At 75.0% G+C, this 21,165-nt stretch carries 21 protein-coding genes; 16 read left to right on the top strand and 5 right to left on the bottom strand.

The genetic code is table 11. The features are described from left to right. Positions 1–131: 131 nt before the first annotated feature. The 4 genes from K7862_RS09370 to K7862_RS09355 all read left to right on the top strand — a co-directional run bounded on the left by K7862_RS09370 (position 132) and on the right by K7862_RS09355 (position 4,057). The gene (locus K7862_RS09370) at positions 132–1,136 is read left to right on the top strand and encodes an ABC transporter ATP-binding protein (RefSeq protein WP_222961982.1); all 1,005 of its coding nucleotides are present in this window, start codon (positions 132–134) and stop codon (positions 1,134–1,136) included. Next, on the top strand, positions 1,133–1,885 hold the full coding sequence (locus tag K7862_RS09365) for an ABC transporter permease (RefSeq protein ID WP_222961981.1): 753 nt from the start codon (positions 1,133–1,135) through the stop codon (positions 1,883–1,885). Before K7862_RS09370 ends, K7862_RS09365 begins: the two co-directional genes overlap by 4 nt. Beyond that, a complete protein-coding gene (locus K7862_RS09360; RefSeq protein ID WP_262412863.1) occupies positions 1,882–3,249 on the top strand; it encodes a sensor histidine kinase in 1,368 nt (455 codons plus the stop codon). Before K7862_RS09365 ends, K7862_RS09360 begins: the two co-directional genes overlap by 4 nt. 205 nt (positions 3,250–3,454) lie before the next feature. After that, entirely contained in the window at positions 3,455–4,057 is a 603-nt protein-coding gene (locus K7862_RS09355; protein ID WP_308011914.1) for a response regulator, read from the top strand. Positions 4,058–4,295: 238 nt separating this feature from the next. On the opposite strand, the gene K7862_RS09350 is transcribed toward K7862_RS09355, so the two are convergent. Further along, complete coding sequence (locus tag K7862_RS09350; protein ID WP_222961979.1) at positions 4,296–5,780, bottom strand: MFS transporter; 1,485 nt, start codon at positions 5,778–5,780, stop codon at positions 4,296–4,298. 164 nt (positions 5,781–5,944) lie between these two features. Here K7862_RS09350 and K7862_RS09345 point away from each other — a divergent pair, with 164 nt between their 5' ends. The 3 genes from K7862_RS09345 to K7862_RS09335 all read left to right on the top strand — a co-directional run bounded on the left by K7862_RS09345 (position 5,945) and on the right by K7862_RS09335 (position 8,585). Further along, the gene (locus tag K7862_RS09345) at positions 5,945–6,592 is read left to right on the top strand and encodes a class I SAM-dependent methyltransferase (protein WP_222961978.1); all 648 of its coding nucleotides are present in this window, start codon (positions 5,945–5,947) and stop codon (positions 6,590–6,592) included. Between the two features lie 118 nt (positions 6,593–6,710). Beyond that, complete coding sequence (locus K7862_RS09340; RefSeq protein WP_308011913.1) at positions 6,711–7,646, top strand: N-acetylmuramoyl-L-alanine amidase; 936 nt, start codon at positions 6,711–6,713, stop codon at positions 7,644–7,646. Between the two features lie 138 nt (positions 7,647–7,784). Continuing rightward, positions 7,785–8,585, top strand: a complete 801-nt coding sequence (locus tag K7862_RS09335; protein ID WP_308011912.1) for a DUF5336 domain-containing protein — start codon at positions 7,785–7,787, stop codon at positions 8,583–8,585. 151 nt (positions 8,586–8,736) lie between these two features. Here K7862_RS09335 and K7862_RS09330 read toward each other — a convergent pair whose 3' ends face one another. Then, a complete protein-coding gene (locus K7862_RS09330) occupies positions 8,737–9,306 on the bottom strand; it encodes a hypothetical protein (RefSeq protein WP_222961976.1) in 570 nt (189 codons plus the stop codon). 207 nt (positions 9,307–9,513) lie between these two features. Between K7862_RS09330 and K7862_RS09325 the strand changes: the two genes are divergently transcribed. After that, entirely contained in the window at positions 9,514–9,801 is a 288-nt protein-coding gene (locus K7862_RS09325; RefSeq protein WP_222961975.1) for a hypothetical protein, read from the top strand. A 55-nt stretch (positions 9,802–9,856) separates the two neighbouring features. Here K7862_RS09325 and K7862_RS09320 read toward each other — a convergent pair whose 3' ends face one another. The 3 genes from K7862_RS09320 to K7862_RS09310 are packed head-to-tail and all read right to left on the bottom strand — an operon-like array spanning position 9,857 to position 13,160. Then, positions 9,857–10,954 (bottom strand): prenyltransferase/squalene oxidase repeat-containing protein, encoded by a 1,098-nt coding sequence (locus tag K7862_RS09320; protein ID WP_222961974.1) that lies wholly within the window; start codon positions 10,952–10,954, stop codon positions 9,857–9,859. After that, positions 10,951–11,709, bottom strand: a complete 759-nt coding sequence (locus tag K7862_RS09315) for a class I SAM-dependent methyltransferase (protein WP_222961973.1) — start codon at positions 11,707–11,709, stop codon at positions 10,951–10,953. Before K7862_RS09315 ends, K7862_RS09320 begins: the two co-directional genes overlap by 4 nt. Next, positions 11,709–13,160: a glycosyltransferase family 4 protein gene (locus K7862_RS09310; protein WP_222961972.1), complete on the bottom strand. Its 1,452-nt coding sequence runs from the start codon at positions 13,158–13,160 to the stop codon at positions 11,709–11,711. Before K7862_RS09310 ends, K7862_RS09315 begins: the two co-directional genes overlap by 1 nt. Positions 13,161–13,419: 259 nt before the next feature. On the opposite strand from K7862_RS09310, the gene K7862_RS09305 reads away from it, so the two are divergent. From K7862_RS09305 to K7862_RS09270, 8 genes are all read left to right on the top strand, one after another. After that, positions 13,420–14,010: a TetR family transcriptional regulator gene (locus tag K7862_RS09305; RefSeq protein WP_222961971.1), complete on the top strand. Its 591-nt coding sequence runs from the start codon at positions 13,420–13,422 to the stop codon at positions 14,008–14,010. 378 nt (positions 14,011–14,388) lie between these two features. Next, on the top strand, positions 14,389–15,243 hold the full coding sequence (locus K7862_RS09300) for a helix-turn-helix domain-containing protein (protein WP_222961970.1): 855 nt from the start codon (positions 14,389–14,391) through the stop codon (positions 15,241–15,243). Between the two features lie 12 nt (positions 15,244–15,255). Beyond that, positions 15,256–15,459, top strand: a complete 204-nt coding sequence (locus K7862_RS09295; protein ID WP_222961969.1) for a DUF397 domain-containing protein — start codon at positions 15,256–15,258, stop codon at positions 15,457–15,459. A 64-nt stretch (positions 15,460–15,523) separates the two neighbouring features. Beyond that, positions 15,524–16,768 carry an SCO2321 family membrane protein gene (locus tag K7862_RS09290; protein WP_222961968.1) on the top strand — a complete coding sequence of 415 codons (1,245 nt, stop codon included), beginning with the start codon at positions 15,524–15,526 and terminating at the stop codon, positions 16,766–16,768. Continuing rightward, positions 16,768–17,415 carry an SCO2322 family protein gene (locus tag K7862_RS09285; protein ID WP_222961967.1) on the top strand — a complete coding sequence of 216 codons (648 nt, stop codon included), beginning with the start codon at positions 16,768–16,770 and terminating at the stop codon, positions 17,413–17,415. Before K7862_RS09290 ends, K7862_RS09285 begins: the two co-directional genes overlap by 1 nt. Beyond that, entirely contained in the window at positions 17,412–18,668 is a 1,257-nt protein-coding gene (locus K7862_RS09280; RefSeq protein WP_222961966.1) for a CbiQ family ECF transporter T component, read from the top strand. The genes K7862_RS09285 and K7862_RS09280 overlap by 4 nt, the downstream gene beginning before the upstream one ends. After that, complete coding sequence (locus K7862_RS09275) at positions 18,665–20,278, top strand: ABC transporter ATP-binding protein (protein ID WP_222961965.1); 1,614 nt, start codon at positions 18,665–18,667, stop codon at positions 20,276–20,278. The genes K7862_RS09280 and K7862_RS09275 overlap by 4 nt, the downstream gene beginning before the upstream one ends. Further along, positions 20,275–21,156, top strand: a complete 882-nt coding sequence (locus K7862_RS09270; RefSeq protein ID WP_222961964.1) for an ECF transporter S component — start codon at positions 20,275–20,277, stop codon at positions 21,154–21,156. Before K7862_RS09275 ends, K7862_RS09270 begins: the two co-directional genes overlap by 4 nt. Positions 21,157–21,165: the final 9 nt, after the last annotated feature.

The raw sequence follows: 21,165 nt of genomic DNA, 5'->3' as shown, positions 1-21,165 counted from the left end.
GCGGATCGCACGACCGGGCCGGGCCGGCCGCCCGGGTGACACGGCCGCCCGGCCGCCCGTGACATTTGTCCCGCGGGACCGGGGACTTTCCCCTCTGACCGGCGGCCCGCCCCCGCACCTAGCGTCGAAGCATGACGACCATGGCTCCCGCCGTACGGTTCACGGCGGTGCACAAGAGGTTCGGCGCGGTCGAGGCCGTCGCCGGGGTGGACCTGGAGATCGCCCGGGGCGAGACCCTCGCGCTGCTGGGCCGCAACGGCGCCGGCAAGTCGACGACCATCAGCCTGCTGCTGGGGCTGGACCAACCGGACGGCGGGCGGGTGGAGTTGTTCGGTGCGGACCCGGCGCGGGCGGTGCGGGCCGGGCAGGTGGGGGCGATGCTGCAGGACGGCCACCCCATCCCGCGGGTGACCGTCCGGGAGCTGGTGGCGTTCGTCGCCGCCACGTACCCGCACCCGATGGCCACCGGGGAGGCCCTCGCGCTCGCCGGGATCGAGGAGCTGGCGGCCCGCCGGGTGGACCGGCTGTCCGGCGGGCAGGCCCAGCGCCTGCGGTTCGCGCTGGCCGTGGCGGGCAATCCGTGGCTGATCGTGCTGGACGAGCCGACCGCGGCACTGGACGTGGAGGCGCGCCGCGCGTTCTGGCACTCGATGCGCGCCTACGCCGCCCGCGGCAACACCGTGCTGTTCTCCACGCACTACCTGGAGGAGGCGGACGAGAACGCCGACCGGATCCTGGTCCTCGACCGGGGCAGGACGGTCGCCGACGGCAGCGGCGAGCAGATCAAGCGGGCGGTCGGCGGGACGCTGGTCTCCTTCGACCTCGCCGGCCGCGGCACCGAGGGCCTGCGCTCCCTGCCCGGCGTGACCGGCGTCGAGGTCCGCGGCGACCGTGCCCTGCTGCGGACCGGCGACTCCGACGCGACGGTGGTCGCGCTGGCCGCGGCCGGCCGCGTGCGCCGTCTGGAGGTGACCCCGGCCCGGCTGGAGGACGCGTTCCTCTCGCTGACCGCACCGCTTGCCGCGGAGGACCGGGACCGCACGGGGCAGTGCACGGCGGACGTCACAGGGAACGCCACCGCGAACACCACCGCGAACACCACCGCGAACGTCATCGCCAGGGGAGCCGTCCGATGAACCGACGCCTCACCCCCGTCCTGCGCTACGCCCGGCTCGAAGTGCGCCGCACCCTGCGGGACGCGGGGTACGTGATCACCTCCGTCGCGGTGCCGCTGGCGATGTACCTGCTGTTCACCAACCTCGGTGCGGGCGACGACGCCGCCGACAAGGCCGACTACGCGCGCTACGCGATGATCGGCATGGCCGCTTACGGCGCGCTGGGCGCGGCGCTGGGCATCGGGACCGGCGTCGCCGAGGACAAGGGCCGCGGCTGGCTGCGGCAGCTCCGCGTCACCCCGCTGACCCCGCTGCAGGTGGTGGCGGGGCGTGCGCTGACCGCGTCGGTGGTGGTGCTGCCCGCGCTGGTGACGGTGCTGGGCGCGGGCGCGGCGGTCAACGGCGTGCGGCTGGCGGCCTGGCAGTGGGTGGCGGTCGCGGGCCTGCTCTGGGTGGGCACCGTCCCGTTCACCCTGCTCGGGCTCGGCAACGGCTACGCGCTGAGCGCCCAGGCCACCGGCGTGGTCAGCATGGCCTCGATGATGGGGCTGTCGGTGATCGGCGGGCTGTGGATCCCGCCGCAGGTCTTCCCCCGCTGGCTCGCCGCGGTCTCCCGCTGGACCCCGACCCGCCGCTTCGGCGACCTCGGGTGGAGCGTGCTGGACCACCGGGGTCCCGGGCTGGGAACGGTCGTCGTCCTGGGGGGTTGGCTGCTGGTCTTCGCCGGTTACGCTGTCGTCGCGTACCGGCGGGGGGCACGCACCGCATGACCTCGTGGCCGCGTGACCGCACGACCGCGCCGGCGCCGACCGCTGCGCCGTACGGGACGGCGGAGCACACCACGGGGACGGGGACGACCGCGATGCCGCTGCACGACACCAAGGACCACGACACCGGCCGCGCCGACGCCTGCGCCCGCAGAGCCTGGTGGCGGAAGGACAGGACCTTCGAGGAGGAGATCGAGCACCTCAAGGGCCCGGACGGCGGGGCGCTCGTCCCCTGGCTGCTGATGGCCATCGGCCCGGGCACCGACATCCTCAAGGGCCAGGTCGGCCATCCGTGGGTGGCGGGCGCCGGTCTCGCGGTCTTCTGCGTGCTGTACGTCGCCACCATCCGCACCGCCTTCCACGACCGGTGGCGCACCGGCCTCGTCCCGGCGCGGCTGCTGGCCGCCCTGGCCGCGGTCACGCTGGCACTGGCCATCGGCTTCGGCGGCAACTTCCTGCTGCTGTTCGTCCTGGTCTCGCTGGGCGTGGGCAGCGTCGCCCGCAGCCGCCGTCACCTCGGGCTGATGCTGATGCCGCTGAGCGCGTCCGCCGGCGTCATCGCGTCGCTGCACCACGACGGCTTCTGGGGGACCGCGAGCCTGGCCTACGGCACGTTCCTGTCGGGGCTCGTGGTGTCCGTGATCATCACGCTGTTCCACGCGGTGGCGCAGCTCAAGGCGACCCGGCAGGAGCTGGCCCGCTCGGCGGTGGCGCAGGAGCGGCTGCGGTTCTCCCGCGACCTGCACGACCTGCTCGGGCACACCCTGTCGGTGATCGTGGTGAAGGCGGAGGCGGCCCGCCGGCTCGCGCCGCGCGACATGGACGCGGCGCTCGTCCAGGTCGCCGACATCGAGGGTGTCGGGCGGCAGGCGCTCACCGAGATCCGCGAGGCGGTGACGGGCTATCGCGAGGGCAGCCTGTCGACGGAGCTGGACCGGGCCAGGTCGGCGCTGACCGCGGCCGACATCGAGGTCGTGGTGAAGGAGTCCGGGCCGCCGCTGCCCCCGCACACCGAAGCGCTGCTGGGCTGGGTGGTGCGGGAGGGCGTCACCAACGTGGTGCGGCACAGCGGGGCCACGCAGGCGGGCATCGAACTGGCGACCAGCGGCGGTCGGGCCCGGCTGGTCATCTCCGACAACGGCTCCCCGGCCCGACGCGCGGCGGCCGCCGGGGGGACGGCGGTGCAGACCAGGGTCGGCACCGGGCTGCGCGGGCTGACCGAGCGGCTGGCCGCGGCGGGCGGCAGCCTGGAGTACGGGCCCGAGGCGAGCGGCGGGTTCCGCGTCACGGCGGCGCTGCCGGTCGAGGAGGAGGCGCCCGCCGAGGTGGCCGCCGATGTGGCCGCCGGGGAAGGGGCGCCCGCGTGAGGGGGACGGGAACTAACCTGTGGCCATGAGTGACGCGCACCCCGACCAGGCCGGACCGTCCACGACGTCCTCCTCCGGGGTGCCGGGTGGTCCGGGCGGCCGGGCGGGGACGGACGCCGCGCGGGGCGGCGCATCCGGCGGGGAGGCGGAGGGGACGCGGCCGGGCGTGGAGCAGACGCGGCCCGGCGCGGAGGAGACGCGGCGGATCCGCGTGCTGCTGGCCGAGGACCAGGGGATGATGCGCGGCGCGCTCGCCCTGCTGCTCGGCCTGGAGGACGACATCGAGGTCGTGGCCCAGGTGGCGGCGGGCGACCGGATCGTGGCCGAGGCGGTGGCCGTGCGGCCGGACATCGCGCTGCTGGACATCGAACTGCCCGGCCGCAGCGGCCTGGACGCGGCGGCGGAACTGCGCACCCGGCTGCCGTCGTGCCGGGTGCTGATCCTGACCACCTTCGGCCGGCCCGGGTATCTGCGCCGGGCGATGGAGGCGGGTGCGGCCGGGTTCCTGGTCAAGGACGGCCCGGTCGAGGACCTGGCGGTCGCGATCCGCAGGGTGCTGCGCGGCGAGCGGGTGATCGACCCGGCGCTGGCCGCGGCGGCGCTCAGCGCCGGGCCGAGCCCGCTGACCCAGCGCGAGCAGGACGTGCTGAACGCGGCCGCGGACGGCGCGACGGTGGCGGACATCGCCGGCCGGGTGTTCCTGTCGGAGTCCACCGTCCGCAACTACCTGTCGTCGGCGATCGGCAAGACGGGGACCCGCAATCGCATGGAGGCGGTGCGGGCGGCCCGGCAGAACGGCTGGCTGTGAGCCCGCACTCCCCCGGAACTCCCGGCCGGCTCCAACGCTGGGCCTGTCTGACGAATCCCGCCTGATCCGCGGCGCCTGGCACGCACGCTCGCTGCGTTGTCGGTCGTCAGCGCAACCCGCTGCGCTCTCCCCCCTGCCTGGTGGCTGGGGGTCTCCCCACCCTCCGCCTTGCGATCGCGCGCACCGGACACCGTGGGCCCCGCCCTCCGGGCGGACGGCGCTATCCGTCAGATCGGCCCTAGCGCAGCGACTTGGCGGCCGGACGTTCGCCGGCGGGGGCGGCCGCGGGCCGCGGGGCAGGCTTGGGCAGCAGCGCGATGAGCACCGAGCCTGCCCCGATGAAGGCCGCGCCGAGCAGGAACGCCAGCGAGTAACCGGACGTCAGCGCCCGCGCCGCCGACTCGCCGGCCGCCGCCCGCGAGGTGGTGCGGTCCACCGCCGCGGTCGCCAGGATCGTCAGGCCGAGCGCGCCGCCCAACTGCCGTGAGGTGTTGAGCAGCCCGGACACCACGCCCTGCTCGCTCATCGCGACGCCCGAGGTGGCGGCCGCGGCGATGGGCGTCATCAGCAGTCCGGCGCCGAGCATGGTGAGCGCGCCGGGCAGCGCGATGGTGGTCACATAGCCGCTGTGCACGCCGAGATGGCTCTGCCAGGCCAGTCCCGCCGCGGCCATCACGCCGCCCGCGCCGCCGACCAGGCGGGCGTCGACGCGGCTCATCAGCCGCGGCGCCAGCTTGGAGCCCACCACGATGGCGGCGGTGTGCGGCAGGAAGGCCACACCGGCCTGCACCGGGCTGTAGCGCAGCACGTTCTGCATGTAGAGGGACAGGAAGTACCAGGTGGCGAACATCGCGGAACCGCTGGCCAGCAGCACGGTGTTGGCCGCCGAGACCGAGCGGATCCGGAACAGCCGCAGCGGCATGAGCGGTTGGGCCGTGCGGGCCTCGACGGCGACGAAGACCGCCAGCAGCACCGCGCCCGCGGCCAGCGGCAGCGCGGAGTACGCCGAGGACCAGCTGTGCGACTCGCTCTCGGCGATGCCGTAGGCCAGGGCCGCCACACCGCCGGTCACCAGGACCGCGCCCGGCACGTCCAGCCGCCGGCCAGCGCTGCCGCGGCTCTCGGTGAGGTACCAGACGGCGCCGGCCAGCACGACCGCGCCGATCGGCACGTTCACCAGCAGCACCCAGCGCCAGGACAGGTAGTCGGTGAGCACGCCGCCGATCAGGCCGCCCGCGGCGCCGCCGCCGGCGCCGACCGCGGTCCAGGTGCCGATCGCCCGGGTCCGTTCGGGGCCCTCGGGGAAGGACGTGGTGAGGATCGACAGGGTGGTGGGGGCCAGCACCGCCGAGCCCAGGCCCTGCACGGCCCGGGCGGTGATGAGCATCCAGGGGTCCCGGGCGAGGCCGCCGGCCAGGCTGGCCAGGGTGAACAGGCCGAGCCCGGTCAGGAAGACCCGCTTGCGCCCGAACAGGTCGGCCGCGCGCCCGCCGAGCAGCAGGAATCCGGCGAACGTCAGCGCGTAGGCGTTGACCACCCACTGCTGGCCGGTCTGGCCCATGCCCAGGTCGGTGCGCATCGACGGCAGCGCCACGTTGACCACGGACACGTCGAGGACGACCAGGAACTGCCCGGCGCACACCACCAGCAGCACCGCCCACGCCGGCGGCCGTACTCTTCCGCCGGCTCCGGTTCCTGCGCGCTGATCGACGAGTCCGCTCATGCCCCCCATGCTGCCGTCACCGGCGCCGCCCGGCATCGGGATTTCGGCCTACGCCGCTCGGCCCGCGGGCCTCCGTCTCCGGACCCGCCCAAGCCTGTCCCCCCAGGTCGGGGACGGTGCGTACCCGCTCGGGCCGCTCCGCGGGCCTGCCCTAAGGTGGGCGCATGACCGACGTGCTCGCGGCGTTCGAGGCCGCCAGGGGATTCATGCCGCTCGACGAGGGTCTGGCGCTGCACGCCGCGGCGAAGGAGGCCACCGCGGGCCCCGCGACGCCCGGACTGCCGCTGCTGGAGGTCGGCACGTACTGCGGGCGCTCCACGATCCTGCTGGCGGACGCCGCCAGGAGCGCCGGGACGGTCGTCGTCACCGTGGACCACCACCGCGGCAGCGAGGAGCAGCAGCCCGGCTGGGAGTACCACGACCCGTCGCTGGTCGACCCGGTCACCGGCCTGATGGACACCCTGCCGGAGTTCCGCAGGACGCTGCATGCGGCCGGTCTGGAGGAGCACGTCGTCGCCGTCGTCGGCCGGTCTCCGCAGGTGGCGCGCCTGTGGCGGCAGCCGCTCGCGCTGGTCTTCGTCGACGGCGGCCACACCGACGAGCACGCGAGCGCGGACTACGAGGGCTGGGCGCCGCTGATCGCCGAGGGCGGCCTGCTGGTCGTGCACGACGTCTTCCCCGACCCCGCCGACGGCGGCCAGGCGCCCTACCGCGTCTACCGGCGCGCGCTGGCGTCCGGGGTGTTCACCGAGGTGTCCGTCACCGGCTCGCTGCGGGTGCTGCGGCGGGAGCCGGGCGACCTCGTGCTGTAGCGGCCCGGGGCCGCGCGGTAGCGATCGGGCGGCCGTACGGCCGCGGTCGGGCCGCGCACCGGGACGAACCGGACCATGACCGTGCGAGGCGGCGCAGGGGGCCGCTAGAGTCGCGGGCGTGTTCAGCAACGAGTCACGCGGGGGCGGCCGGGGCGGGCCGCTGCTGATCGCGGTCGTGGTGGCCGTGGCGGTGTGTGTCGCCGGCCTGGCGGGGTTCCGCTGGATGCGCGCGGGCGGCACCGGGGACGACACGGCGCGGGCCGGTCTGGACGGGACGCCCTCGGCGACCTCCACCGCGACCCGGCAGCTTCCGTCGGGCGGTGCGGGCCGGACCACGACCCCGCGCGGCTACACCAGGCCGACCGCCGTCACCCAGCCGCTCAAGGGCATGGTCGTCGTGCTCGACCCGGGCCACAACCTGGGCAACGCCCACCACACCACCGAGATCAACCGGCTGGTGGACATCGGGAACGGGCGCAAGGCGTGCGACACCACGGGGACGGCGACCAACGCCGGCTATCCCGAGGCGTCCTACACCCTCGACGTGTCCCACCGGGTGCGCGCCCTGCTCCAGGCCCGTGGTGCCAAGGTGGTGCTCACCTACGACGGCGACCGTTCCTACGGCCCCTGCGTCGACGAGCGGGCCAGGATCGGCAACGCGGCGCACGCCGACGCGGCGATCTCCATCCACGCCGACGGCGGGCCCGCGACGGGTTCCGGCTTCCACGTGATCGCGCCGAAGTCGCTGCACGCCGGCATCGCCGACACCCGCGCCATCGCGGCGCCCTCGTACCGGCTGGCGACCACGCTGCGCGGCGCGTTCGCCGCCGCGACCAAGGAGCACTACGCCGACTACCTCGCCGGCGGCACCGGGTTGACGGTCCGCAGCGACCTCGGCGGGCTCAACCTGTCGACCGTGCCGAAGGTGTTCATCGAGTGCGGCAACATGCGCAACGCCCACGACGCCGGGGAACTGACGGATCCGGCGTGGCGCCAGCGGGCCGCACAGGGCATCGCCGACGGCCTGACCGCCTTCCTGGAGCACGCCACCTGAGACCTGGGCCGCCCCGTACCATGGGGCACCCGTTGGGAACCGCCCGATGAACGTGCAACGTCCGATACGAACGAACCGAACTGACTAAGGACAGGACCTGACGTGAATATCCGCTCCCTGACCCGAGGAGACGGCGCGGTGATCGGAGCAGCGGTGCTGCTGCTGATCGCCTCGTTCCTGCCGTTCTTCTCCATCGACGAGGTCCACAAGTCGGTCAGCTCGTGGAGCCCGGCCCTGTTCCCGCTGCTGCCGACCGTGACGCTCGGCGCGCTGGCGTCCGCCGCGGCCGCGGCGGTGGCGCGCAACCAGCCCGCGGAGAAGAAGCTGATCGGGCTGACCCTGCAGCAGTGGAGCACCGCGCTGGCGGTCCTCGTCGGCTGGTCGGCGCTGTGGTCGATGTTCTCCACCGCCATCCCGGACGTCGGCCAGGGCGGCGCCAACGACGGTGTCAGCAAGGGCGCGGGGGCTTGGCTGACGCTGATCTTCGGTCTGGCGATGGCGGTCGTGGCCGTACTGGGCGACCGTGTCCCGGCGCTGCAGGCGCCGCTGCTGGGCGCACCGAAGCCGGCGCAGCCCTACGGCGCCGCTGCGGCGGGCCAGCCGTACGGCGTCACGCCGCCGCAGGCGGGTTACGGCTACCCGGGCGGCGCGCAGTCCGTCGACCCGTCGTTCGGCCAGGGCGCCCACCAGGCCGCCCCGTACGGTGGCGCCGCGCCGCAGCAGGCGGCGGCCCCGGCCGCGGACTTCACCGCGTTCTGGTTCGCGGTGCCGGTGCCGCGTCCGCTGTACTCCGAGGACGGCGCCGGCGGCCAGATCGCCGAACTCACGCCCGGCACCTGGTACCTGGCCGTCGAGCAGCGCGGCCAGTCGCTCATCGCGCAGACGCAGGACGGCCGTCGCGGCGTCCTGCAGGACAGCAGCGGCATTCAGCGCGGCTGACATCGCGCGCCGACCGCGGTTCTCCCGCGGGCGGTTGCCGCACACGAGCACGGCCGGACGGCCGGCGTTCCCCGTTCCTCAGCGGGGGCGCCGGCCGTTCGGCGTGCGGGCCGCCGTCACGGGCCCGGACGGCGGACGATCCGCGGGGCGGTCACGGGCCGCTGCCCGCACCGGACTTGAGCTCGGACAGTGAGGGCACCTTGTTCGTGACGTCGGCGCCCGCGCTCTTGCCGGCGTCCTTCACCTTGTTGATGACGTCGTCGTAGCTCTTGGCGGCCGCGTCGGCGCCGTCACCGCTGCGCAGTTTGGCGGGCAGGGCCTTGAGCGAGGCGATGCTCGCGTTGACGGGCGCCATCAGCTTGCTCAGCGTCGGATCGCCCTTGGCGTTGTCCGAGGCCGCCTTGAGCCGGTTGTAGGCGAAGGCGCCGGCCAGTCCCGCCTTGATGAACGTGACCGTCCGGCCGTGCGCTCCCTTCTTGAACTTCCCGGCCTTCGCCGGTTTCACGATCCACTGGTACGTGGCCCCGGCCGCCAGGCCGGCGTTCGCCACGAAGCGGGTCTTGGCGAGTTTCTGCTTCTCGACCGTGCTGGTCGGGCTGGGGTTCGGCGCGCCCGACGACGGCGCCGCGGCGGCGTGGCCGGCGTTGAGCGGCACCACCAGCAGGGCGACGGCGAGCAGCAGGACGACACAGGCCCTGCGGATCGGGATTCCGGTGGTCACATCGCACCTCCGGTTCGCATAGGGAACGCATGACGCTGAGCGATGGACGGAAAAGTTCACAGGGAACACATCCCCAACAGGATCACCCTGGTGGTCCAGCCCCGCCATTCGACCTGATCACGGCCCGCCGGGAGACACCGGCAGCGGGGCGCGCAGTGTACGACGTCCGGGAAGTTTCAACCACCCGAGCCGGGCAAGGCGATGGGCATGGCCAGACGGTATGGCGGCAACCCCGCCGCGGTGATCATCCTCATCGCCGCAGACATCGCTGCACTGATCCTGATCCTGTGGATCCTGTTCTTCTGCCTGGACGCCAATCGGGCGAACGACCTCGTCGACTGGGTCCACCACTCGGCCAACTGGCTCGCCGGATGGTCCAGGGACCTGTTCACACCGGACAACGCCAAGTGGCGGACCGTGCTGAACTACGGTCTGCCCGCAGTGGTCTACCTGCTCATCGCGCACGCGGTGGCAGGACGCGTGAACCGGGCCTGACCGCCCGGCCCCCGACGGCCCGGCAGCTCCCCGTTCCCCTCGCCCCGCTGCCGGGTCACTGCGCGGGCCGGGCGCCGCAGCAGGCCGGAGCGAGTCCGGCCGGCAGCCGCTCGGCCCCGAAGACGGCGGTGGTCGCCTCGTCCCCCCCGAGTGCGGCCACCGCCAGCAGCAGCGCACCCGCGGTCCACGCGGTGCGCTCGGCCGGCCAGACCGCGTCGTCGTCGAAGACGTACCCGGTCCAGTACAGGCCGTCCTCCGCCCTCAGGTGCTGGATGTCGGCCAGGATCCGCACCGCACGGTCGGACTCGCCCACCGCCCAGAGGGCCAGGGCGAGTTCGGCGCTCTCGCCGCCGGTGACCCAGGGGTTGGGCACCACGCAGCGCACCCCCAGCCCGGGTACCACGAACCGGTCCCAGCCCTCCTCGATGCGGGCGGTGGCGCGCGGGCCGCGCAGCGTGCCGGACAGCACCGGGTAGTACCAGTCCATGGAGTAGCGGCTCTTGTCGAGGAACCGCTCGGGGTGCCGGCGGATCGCGTGGCCGAGCGACCCGGTGGCCAACTCCCAGTCGGGCTGCGGCTCTTCGCGGTGCTCGGCGATCGCCAGGGCGCAGCGCAGCGCCTGGTGCACCGAGGCCGAGCCGGTGAGCAGCGCGTCCGCCACCGCCCTTCCGTCGGCCTCGCGCTTCCAGCCGATCTGCCCGCCGGGCTGCTGCAGGGCGAGCACGAACTCCACGGCCGCGCTCACGCAGGTCCACATCCGCTCGATGAACGCGTCGTCGCCGGTGGACAGATAGTGGTGCCAGACGCCGACGGCCACGTAGGCGCAGAAGTTGGACTCGCGGCCCAGGTCGGTCGGCCGCTGCGGGTCGCCGTCCTGGTATGCGGCATACCAGGATCCGTCGGGGTTCTGGTGGCGGGCCAGCCAGGCGTAGGCGGCCTCGGCGCGGTCGTGCTCACCGGCCGCGTCCAGGGCCATCGCGGCCTCGACGTGGTCCCACGGGTCCAGGTGGTGGCCGGGGAACCAGGGGATCGCGCCGTCCGGCCGCTGGATCGCGGCGATCCCGGCGGCCGTCGCGGCGGCCTGCTCCACGGTGAGCACGCCGGGCAGCACCAGCCGCTCGGTGCTGTCCTGGCCGCGGCCGGGTGACGTCACGCGGCGGCGTCCGCGGTCCGGCCGTCGAGCGGGTCGCCGGGCAGGTGCGGCTTGGTCGCGTACGCCACGAAGCTCTTGCCGATCAGCGGGTTGAGCGCCTGCTCGGCGAGCCGGGTGGCCAGCGGCTTCTTCATGATGTCCCAGACCAGCAGCTTGTGGTACAGCTTCACCGGCAGCGCGGCGTCGTTGTCCACGCCGACCGCGCACTTGAGCCACCAGTAGGGCGCGTGCAGGCCGTGCGCGTGGTGCGTGCCGTACGGCTTGAGGCCCGCCTCCCGCATCCGGCCGAGGAGTTCGTCCGCCTTGTAGATGCGGATGTGGCCGCCCTCGACCTCGTGGTAGGCGTCGGAGAGCGCCCAGCAGACCTTCTCCGGGCCGTAGCGGGGCACGGTCACCGCGATCCGCCCGCCCGGCCGCAGCACCCGGACCATCTCGGCGAGCACGCCCTTGTCGTCGGGGATGTGCTCCATCACCTCGGAGATGATGACGACGTCGAAGCTCTCGTCGGGGAAGGGCAGTTGGAGCGCGTCGCCCTCCATGGCGACGGCGGACGAGCCGGCGGGCGCCTCCCCCGCCTCCTTCATGGCGGCGAACCACTTGGCGACCTCGCGGATCTCCTCGGCGTTGCGGTCGAGCGCGACGACGCGCGCGCCGCGCCGGTAGCACTCGAAGGCGTGCCGGCCGGCCCCGCAGCCGAGGTCCAGCACGCGGTCGCCCGCGGCCAGCGGGAAGCGGGTGAAGTCGACGGTCAGCATCAGCGATTGCTCCCCACGGTTCCGGCTGCGCCGGGTGCCTCAACGGTCTGGTCGGCCCCGGCCGCGCCGCCGGGCGCAGCGCCCCGCCCGGCGCCGACCGGGACCTCGCCCGCGCCGCCGGGGCGGCCGGCGGACGTGCCGGAGCCCGCGGACGGCTGCCGGCCCGCGGCGTCGCCGAGTCCGGGACCGCGGCGGGCCTGGGCGCGGATCGCGGCGCGGTACTGCTCGGCCGTGGCCTCGGCGGCCCGGCTCCAGGTGAACCGGGCGAGCACGCGGGCCCGGCCGGCCGCAGCCAGCCGGCGGCGCAGTTCACGGTCGCCGAGCATCCGGTCCAGGGCCTGGCACAGGGCGTCCGCGTCGCCCGGCGGGACCGCCAGACAGGTCTCGCCGTCGGGTCCCGCGACCTCCGGGATGGCGCCGCCGGTGGTGGCGACGAGCGCGGTGCCGGTGGCCATGGCCTCGGCGGCGGGCAGCGAGAAGCCCTCGTAGAGCGAGGGCACGCAGGCCACTTCGGCGCCGCGCAGCAGGTCGACGAGTTCCTCGTCGGAGATGCCCTTGACGAACTCGACGGCGTCGCCGAGCCCGAGGGCGGCGACGGCCTCGGCCACCGGCCCCTTCTGCGGGCGTTTGCCGACCACCACCAGGTGCGCCTCGGGCCGTCCGGCGCGGAGCTTGGCCAGCGCCTCGACGAGGAAGACCAGGCCCTTGAGCGGGACGTCGGCGCTGGAGGTGGTGACGATCCGTCCGGGCACCTCGGGCACGGCCGGGTCCGGCGCGAACAGCCGGGTGTCGGCGCCGATCGGCACGGTGTGGACGCGTCCCGGCCGCACGCCCAGGTCCTCGACGATCTCGGCCTTGGAGGAGCCGGAGACGGTGAGCACCGACGGCAGCCGCCGGGCGACCCGCTTCTGCATGCGGGTGAAGCCGTACCAGCGGCGGACCGACAGCCGGCGCCGCCAGTCCTGCGCCGCGGCCAGTTCCAGGCGGCGGTCCACCGTGATCGGGTGGTGGATGGTGGTGACCAGCGGCACGCCCAGGCCGAGCAGGCCGTAGCCGAGGGTCTGGTTGTCGTGGACGACGTCGAACTCGGCTCGGCGGGCGGCCAGATGGCGCCGGGCCCGCAGGCTGAAGGTGAGCGGCTCGGGGAAGCCGCCGGTCCACATCGTGCCGACCTCCAGGAGGTCGACCCAGTCGCGGTACTCGCCGCGGCCGGGGGTGCGGAAGGGGTCCGGCTGGCGGTAGAGGTCCAGGCTCGGCAGTTCGGTGAGGGTGACGCCCTCGCCGACGGAGTCCAGTACGGGGTAGGGCTGGGCGCCGATCACCTCGACGCGGTGGCCGAGCGCGGCCAGCTCCCGGGACAGGTGCCGGACGTACACGCCCTGGCCGCCGCAGAAGGGGTTGCCCTTGTAGGTGAGCAGCGCGATCCGTAGCGGCCTGGCCTGAGAGGTCACTCCGGCCCCCTTCTCCCTGCGATTGAGCCGGAGCGTAACCGGTCGCGCTAATCTAGAACAAGTTTCAGACTTGAGGGTACAGGCCGTGAATCTACCCGGCCACGCGCGGCACCGGAGCCGCGCACCGGGTGATTCGCACCACGGCGCCCGCCTGCCATCATGCACGCAGGGCGGGCCGGGGGGCGCGCGGCGGGCGGCCGCACGCCGCACACCCGGTGAACGGCGAACGACGGCGGACGGACGGCACCCGATGGGACACATGAGCACGGACCCCAAGCCGTCGCCCCTTCCGCTGACCGAGCGGCAGGAGGCGCGCCGGCGCCGGATCCTGGACGCCAGCACCCGGCTGGCCTGCGGCGGCGGCTTCGACGCGGTGCAGATGCGCGAGGTCGCGGAGTCCTCGGGCGTGGCCCTGGGCACCCTGTACCGCTACTTCCCCTCCAAGATCCACCTGCTGGCGGCCACCATGCAGGACCAGCTCGGCCAGTTGCACGAGGCGCTGCGCAAGCGCCCGCCGGCCGCCACCGCACCCTCGGAGCGGGTCGCCGAGACGCTGCTGCGGGCGTTCCGGGCACTGCAGCGCGAACCGCTGCTGGCCGACGCGATGGTCCGCGCGGTGATCTTCGCCGACCGCTCGGTGAGCGCCGAGGTGGACGCCGTCTCCCGGCTGACCACGACGATCATCGTCGACGCGATGGGCCCGGGCGCGGAGACCGGCAACCGGGAATCGGCCGTCCGGGTGATCGAACACACCTGGCACGCGGCGCTCGTGACCTGGCTGTCCGGCCGCGCCACGGTCGGGCAGGTCACCGAGGACATCCGTACGGTGTGCGGGCTGCTCGACCGCTGAGCGGAAGGGGGTGCGAACCGCCCCCCGACGGATCCCGGACGGCTCCCGAACGGCTCCCGAACGGCTCCCGGGGGTCACCGGAATCCGCCCGGGCTCGACCGTTCCTGGGCGGCACTGATCGCTTCCGGCCGCCCCATTCATCACACAAACGCTCACAGACCCTCCCCCGCCCCATCGCACACGCCCGCGGCGGGTGGCACCCGGACCCAGTCAACACCCGTACTGTGCAAGGGAGTTGACTGTGCCACAACGCACTGACCGGAATCCGTTATGGGGCAATACTGCACCTCTGCAACCTTGTCGCCGAATTTTCCAGAAACGATCTGGACCCCGCGGATGCGGAACGGCACACTCGGAACAGCATCAAGAAGGGACACCATGCCGCTCAGGAGCACCGCAACCGCCCGCCAGGAGCGCCTCGGTGCGGAGCTGCGGAAAATGCGGGAAGCCGCCGGCACCACCGCCCGCGACACCGCGCGGCTGCTCGGCACCGATCCCGCGAAGGTGAGTCACATCGAGGCGGGCCGCCTCGGCGTCAGCGAGGAGCGGTTACGGCGCCTCGCGGCGTTCTACGAATGCGGGGACACCGCGCTCATCGACGCGCTCGTGGCCATGGCCAACGGGCAGGGCCGCAAAGGCTGGTGGGAGGCCTACCGGGGAGTGGTCCCCGCGGCCCTGCTCGACGTGGCCGAGCTGGAACACCACGCCGTCCACCTGCGGACGATCCAGATCACCCACATCCCGGGCGTCTTCCAGACCGAGGACTACACCCGGACGGTCTTCGGCTACGCCATCCCGCCGCTGCCGGAGAACGAGCTGGAGGCCCGGGTGGCACAGCGCCTGGAACGCTCCGGCGTCCTCTACCGCGACGCCGCTCCGCCCTACGAGGCGCTCGTCCACGAGGCCGCGCTGCGCATGCGGTTCGGCGGCGGCAAGGTGGCGCGCGCCCAGCTCGAGCACATCCAGGAGCTCAGCCACCTGCCGCACATCAGCGTCCGCGTCATCCCGTTCGCGGCCGACGGCCACATAGGGTCGGGACACGCGATGCTCTACGCCAGCGGCCCGGTGCAGGCGCTCGACACGGTGCAGATCGACTCCGCCCACGGCATCAGCTTCCTGCACGCGGCCCCGCACCTGGCCAACTACCGCATCCTGTACGACACCCTCGCGGCGGTGGCCCTCGATCGCGCCCGGTCGCGCGACTTCATCCACACCATCTCCCGAGACCTCTGAAAGGCACTGGCCATGACCGCGCCCCTGATTTGGCAGAAGTCCACGTACTCGCAGGAGCAGGGCGAGTGCGTCGAGCTGACCGCAAACGGGGGCGCGGTCCTCATGCGGGAGAGCGACAACCCCACGGTGATTTTGACGACAACCCGCCAGGACCTGGCCCGCTTCCTGCAGGTCATCAAGGTCGGGGCGGCCGGCCCCGGCACGCCCGGCCCCTGATGGGCGGTCCGCCCCGCACGTTAAGGTGAGGCCCTTCCCCCAACCCGGAAAGGCCCGCACCCTCATGCCCCTGCGCCGCCGCGCCGCGACCGTCCTGGCCGCCGCCACCGCCCTCACCGCCCTGACGGCGCCCGCGGCGCTCGCCACCGCGCCCCCGGCCGGGCTGTACGGCTCCGGAGACCCGACGTACGACGGCGTGTGGCGGCAGTCCTACGCGCTGCTGGCCCTGCACACCGAGGGCGTCACCCCGGCCGCGAGCGCCGTCACCTGGCTGGCCGGCCAGCAGTGCGCGGACGGCGGCTTCGCCTCCTACCGGGCCGACACCGCCAAGAGCTGCGCGCCCGCGACGGAGGACACCAACGCGACCGGCATAGCCGTGCAGGCGCTCACCGCGCTCGGCGGACAGAGCGCCGTGGTCGGCAAGGCCACCGCGTGGCTGAAGCAGGTGCAGAACAGCGACGGCGGCTGGTCGTACAACCCCAAGGGCGCCTCCGACCCGGACTCCACGGCCGTCGTGCTCGGCGCGTTCGCCGCCGCGGGCACCGACCCGCGGTCCGTCCGCGCGGCGAGCGGCAAGACCCCCTACGACGCCCTGCACGGCTTCCAGTCGGGCTGCTCGGCGAAGACCGCCGACCGCGGCGCGTTCACCTACCCGATGAACGGCAAGCGGGCGGTCAACGCCAAGGCCACCGCCGACGCCGTGCGCGCCTCGCAGGGCGCCTCCTTCGTGGTGGCCGCCCCCGGTGCCGACGCCCCCGCCACCGCGCCCGCCTGCTCCGGCTCGGGCGCCGACCCGTACACCGCGCTGACGCCCAAAGCGTCCGGCACGGCCGGTGCCGCGTGGCTGACCGCCCAGCTCACCGCGGGCGGCCACCACCTCACCGCGGTCACCCCCGGCGCGGACAAGCCGACCCCCGACTACGGCACCACCGCCGACGCGGTCGTCGCCCTCGCGGCCGGCGGGCAGCAGTCCGCCGCCAAGGCCACCTGGACGTGGCTGGCCGCCAACTCCGCGGCCTGGGCGCACGGCAACCCCGCGGCCCTCGCGCAGCTCGTCCTCGCCGCCCACGCCACCGGCGCCGACCCGCGGCACGCGGGCGGCGCGGACCTGGTGCAGCAGCTCACCAACCTCGGCCCCGCCCCGGCCGCCGCGTCGGCCCCGGCGACGCCGTCGTCCTCCACCGCCCCGAAGGACCACCACAAGAGCGGCGGTTCGGGTGCGACCACCTGGATCATCGTCGCCGTGGTCTTCGTCGCCAGCGTCGGCTTCGGCATCCTGCTCAGCACCCGGAAGCGGCGGCAGCTCTGATGCGCCGGCGCACCACGGTCCCGGCGCTCGCCGCGGCGGTCGCCGCACTCGGCGTGCTGCTGGCCGCGGCCGCGCCCGCGCAGGCCACCGGATACCGCTACTGGTCGTACTGGCTGCGCTCGCACGGCAGTTGGACGTACGCCCAGACCGGTCCCGCGATGCACATACCCGCCGACGGCGACGTCGAGGGCTGGCGCTTCGCCGTCAGCCGCGACGCCGCGGACAAGGCCGTCCAGCCGCGCGGCGCGGCCGGATTCGCGGCCATCTGCGCGGGCACCCCGGCGGTGAAGGGCAGCAAGCGGGTGGCCCTGGTGCTCGACCCGGGCACCGCCTCCGACGCCCCCGGCGGGGCGACGCCGCCGCGGCAGCGCACCGCCTGCGCCCGCATTCCCGCGGACGCGTCCTCCGCGGACGCCGTCGCCGCCGTCGCCCGCCCGCTGCGCTACGACTCGGCCGGCATCCTCTGCGCCATCGCCGGCTATCCGAGCACCGGGTGCGGCGAGACGGTGGCGTCCGGCGCGGCGCCCCGGCCCGCCGCCCACCACGGCGGCGGCCCGTCCGCCGGCCTGTACGCGGGCATCGCCGCCGTCGCCGTCCTCGGGGGCGCCGCCGTCTGGCAGGCCCGGCGCCGCCGCGGCCGGCCATGACCGCCCTCCCCTTCCCCCGGCGCACCCCCCGCACCTCCGGCCGGGCGGACCCGACCGCGGCCCGCCGCACGGCGGACGCGGCGGCCGGCCTCCCCGGTACGGCGGGCGCTCCCGCGGCGCCCGGCCGGGCACGCGCCTGGTGGCGGGCACCGCAAGCCGGACGCGCCAACGCCGTGCACGCCGGGGCGTGGTGGGTGTGGGCGCTCGGCCTGGCGACCGCGGCCTCCCGGACCACGAACATGCTGCTGCTGGCCCTCGTCGTGGCGGTCGCCGGCTACGTGGTGGCCGCGCGCCGCACGGACGCGCCCTGGGCCCGCTCCTACGGAGCGTTCCTGCGCCTGGGACTGGCCGTGCTCGTCATCCGCCTGGTGTTCGCCGTGCTGCTCGGCTCCCCGATCCCGGGTACGCACGTGGTCGTGACGCTGCCGCAGGTGCCGCTGCCGCACTGGGCGCAGGGAGTGCGGATCGGCGGCCGGGTGACCGCGGAGGGGCTGGTGTTCGCGCTGCGCGACGGGATGAAACTGGCGACGCTGCTGGTCTGCGTGGGCGCGGCCAACGCCCTCGCCAACCCGGCGCGGCTGCTCAAGTCGCTGCCCGGCGCCCTGTACGAGGCCGGGGTCGCCGTCGTCGTCGCGATGACGTTCGCGCCCCATCTCGTCGCCGACGTCGCCCGGTTGCGGGCCGCGCGGCGGCTGCGGGGCCGCGAGGACCGCGGGGTGCGCGCCCTGCTGCAGGTCGGGCTGCCGGTGCTGGAGGGCGCGCTGGAACGGTCGGTGGCGCTGGCCGCCGCCATGGACGCCCGGGGCTACGGCCGCACCGCGGCGGTGCCGGCCGGTGTGCGGCGGGCCACCGCCGCCCTCACCCTGGGCGGCCTGCTGGGCGTGTGCGCCGGGACCTACGCGCTGCTGTCGGCGAGCGGCGGCCGCTACGGCCTGCCCGTGCTGCTGATCGGGCTGGCCGCCGCGATGGCCGGGCTGCGGCTCGGCGGCCGCCGTTCGGTGCGCACCCGGTACCGTCCCGACCGCTGGGGCGCCCGCGCGTGGCTGGTCGCCGGGTCGGGTGCGGCTGTCGCGGCGCTGATGATCGCGGCCACCGGGTACGACCCGGCGGCTCTCGACCCGCCCGCCTTCCCGCTGACCGCGCCCACGCTCCCGCTGTGGCCGGCCGCGAGCCTGCTGCTGGGCCTGCTCCCGGCGTTCGTGGCCCCGGCGCCCGCGGTGGGCCGGGCCCCCGCGAAGGAGGACGTGCGGTGATCCGCTTCGAGGACGTGTCGGTGACCTACGAGGGCGCCGCCGAGCCCGCCGTCCGGGGCGTCGGACTCGACATCCCCGAAGGCGAGTTGTGCCTGGTGGTCGGCCCCTCCGGGGTGGGCAAGTCGACGCTGCTGGGCGCGGTGAGCGGCCTGGTCCCGCACTTCACCGGCGGCCTGCTGCGCGGCCGCGTCACCGTGGCCGGACGCGACACCCGCACCCACCGGCCCCGCGAACTCGCCGACGTGGTCGGCACGGTGGGCCAGGACCCGCTGTCGCACTTCGTCACCGACACCGTCGAGGACGAACTCGCCTACGGCATGGAGTCGCTCGGGGTGCCGCCGGAGACGATGCGCCGCCGGGTCGAGGAGACCCTGGACCTGCTGGGCCTGACCGAGCTGCGGGACCGACCCACCGCCTCGCTGTCCGGCGGTCAGCAGCAGCGGGTCGCGATCGGCTCGGTGCTGACCGTGCACCCCCGGGTGCTGGTGCTGGACGAACCGACCTCCGCGCTGGACCCGGGCGCCGCCGAGGAGGTGCTGGCGGTCCTCCAGCGGCTCGTCCACGACCTCGGCACCACCGTGCTGATGGCCGAGCACCGCCTGGAGCGGGTGGTGCAGTACGCCGACCAGGTCGTGCTCATGGCCGCGCCCGGCGTCCCCCCGGTCACCGGGACACCCGCGGAGATGATGGCCGTCTCGCCGGTCCACCCGCCGGTGGTCGGCCTCGGCCGGCTCGCGGGCTGGTCGCCGCTGCCGCTGTCGGTGCGCGACGCCCGCCGCCGCGCGGGCGCGCTGCGCGAGCGGCTCGCGGCGTGCGCGCCGCCACCGCCCGCCGCCGCGCCCGACCCCGAGCCCCTCGTCCGCGCCCAGCGGCTGGTGGTGCGCCGCGGCCGCGCGGAGGTGCTGCGCGGGGTGGACCTGACGGTGCGTGCCGGGGAGACCGTCGCGCTGATGGGCCGCAACGGCGCGGGCAAGTCCACACTGCTGTCGACGCTGGTGGGCCTCCATAACCCATCGGGCGGCACCGTCGAGACCGGCGGCGCGGTCCCGCACCGCACCCGGCCGGCCGAACTGGTGCGCCGCGTGGGCCTGGTCCCGCAGGAGCCGCGGGACCTGCTCTACGCCGACACCGTCACCGCCGAGTGCGCGGCCGCCGACGGCGACGCGGGCGCCGCGCCGGGCACCTGCCGGGCCCTGGTGGCCGGGCTGCTGCCCGGCGTTCCGGACGACGCGCACCCCCGCGACCTGTCCGAGGGCCAGCGGCTCGCCCTGGCCCTGGCGGTCGTGCTGACCGCCCGGCCGCCCGTGCTGCTCCTCGACGAGCCCACCCGCGGTCTGGACTACGCGGCCAAGTCCCGCCTGGTGACGCAGTTGCGGGAGCTGGCCGCGGACGGGCACGCCATCGTGCTGGCCACGCACGACGTCGAGCTGGCCGCCGAACTCGCCCACCGTGTCGTCATCCTGGCCGACGGCGAGGTGGTGGCCGACGGCCCGGCGACCGAAGTCGTGGTCTCCTCCCCCGCGTTCGCCCCGCAGGTGGCGAAGATCCTCGCGCCGGCCCCCTGGCTGACCGTGAGCCAGGTGGCGAAGGCCCTGGAGCCGGCGTCATGAGCCGGGACGGCGGGCCCGCCGCCGCCCCGGGCACGGCAGCGGCCGGGCCGCGGGACGTCGCGGCGCCGGTGCGGCTGGGGCCGCGCTCGGTGGCGGCGCTGGCCCTCGTCTCACTGATCGGCGTGGGCGCCTTCTGCTGGCCGCTGCTGGCGGCGCACGGCTCGTCGGTGGCCGCGCACAGCACCGACGCGCCCTGGCTGTTCGCCGCGCTGCTGCCGCTGCTGGTCGCCGTCGTCATCGCGACCATCGCGGACACCGGCATGGACGCCAAGGCCGTCGCGATGCTCGGCATGCTGGCCGCGGCCGGGGCGGCCCTGCGCCCGCTCGGCGCGGGCACGGCGGGCATCGAGCCGATGTTCTTCCTCATGGTGCTGTCCGGGCGGGTGCTCGGCCCCGGCTTCGGCTTCACCCTGGGCTCGCTGACCATGTTCGCGTCGGCGCTGCTCACCGGCGGCGTCGGTCCGTGGATGCCGTTCCAGATGCTGGCGATGGGCTGGGTGACCATGGGCGCCGGCCTGCTGCCGGGCGCGCGGACCCTGCGCGGACGCGCCGAACTCGCGCTGCTCGCGGTGTACGGGGCCGTGTCGGCGGTGGCCTACGGCACCGTGATGAACCTCCAGGGCTGGCCCTACATCGGCGGCCTGGCCTCGGACATCGCCTACGACCCGCACGCCCCGCTCGCCACCGACCTGGCCCGGTTCGCCGCCTACTGCCTCACCACGTCCATGGGCTGGGACCTGCCGCGGGCCGTGCTCACGGCCGTGCTCGCCTTCACCCTCGGCCCGCCGATCCTCCGCGCCCTGCGCCGCGCCACCCGCCGCGCGGCGTTCGCCGCCCCGGCCGCGTTCGCCCCGCCCGGGGACGACCGCCCCTCCTGACGGGCGGCC

Origin of the sequence: Actinacidiphila acidipaludis (genome assembly GCF_019890725.1) — a bacterium.
GTDB lineage: Bacteria > Actinomycetota > Actinomycetes > Streptomycetales > Streptomycetaceae > Actinacidiphila > Actinacidiphila acidipaludis.
This window is presented reverse-complemented; position numbering and strand designations above follow the sequence as displayed.